Consider the following 972-nt stretch of genomic DNA (forward strand, 5'->3'; position numbering starts at 1 on the left):
GGTTCCGGGAAGACGGCTCTGGGGTTTACCTAGGGCTCTCGCACGCCTCCACCAAGAACGTGAATGGCGACTTCATTGAGCGACCTACCGATGAAACCCAGCGTCTGACAAAGTGGGCACGTGAGATTCTGGCGAATGACGTTTCCAACGATTCACGCATCCACCAGTCCATAGCGCTTGGCTTCGGAGACCTAGCAAGGGCTTACGAGAGAACCACCGTAGTTTCGTACTTTTATCCGAAGGCGGACGTACCGCCCGACGAGCAGCTCCAGACGGACATGCTCTCGATGGCGCGGCGCCTGAAGAGCATCTATCGCGGTGAACCCGCACAGAAGCGCAGCGGGCAGACCTCACCAGACGTCATTGCGGTGGTAGAGGCCATCGAGGAGGCCGCTTCAGGTCGCGAGAGAACAGGCCAAGGCTTTGGGCTTACGCAACCGGAACGCCGTGCGGTAGAGCTACGCGCGATGGCACTGGCCAAGAGCTACTTCCATGGCAAAGGCTATGCGGTTGAGGACACCAGTAGCCACGCGCCTTACGACCTGAAGATCGTCAAAGACAGCCAAACACACTACGTCGAGGTTAAGGGCACAACCGGTGGACTGGGCGATATTGTGCTTACGAAGAACGAGGTTCAGCATCATCTGAACCATCATCCCAACAACGCCCTGTTCGTTGTTTACGGCATTCAGCTACACACACAGAACGACACGCCCATTGGAACGGGTGGCACTGACCACGTTCAACAGCCCTGGCTGATCTCGAATGATCGCCTGCAACCTCTGGCCTATCGCTACCGCATCGAGTGAAAGAGGGCCCGAACGGCCCCGCCACATTAGGACGGGGCCGTACCTTCTGCCTTACAACTGAACCCGCCCCACGCTCTCGACAGCGCCCTTGTCTTCCTTCTCGCCGTTCTTGATGCTCTCGAACAACACGTTGTTCTTCGCATCCAGCGCCAGGCTGTTCGGG

Annotated in this window: 1 protein-coding gene; it reads left to right on the plus strand. The window is 58.0% G+C overall.

Features of this window, described 5'->3' with window-relative positions; genetic code table 11:
- Positions 1-809: MrcB family domain-containing protein (locus ACFQ6N_RS40930; RefSeq protein WP_380659209.1), on the plus strand; the 809-nt coding region annotated here is incomplete at its 5' end.
- Positions 810-972: the final 163 nt, after the last annotated feature.

Source organism: Kitasatospora sp. NPDC056446, assembly GCF_042796115.1.
GTDB lineage: Bacteria > Actinomycetota > Actinomycetes > Streptomycetales > Streptomycetaceae > Kitasatospora.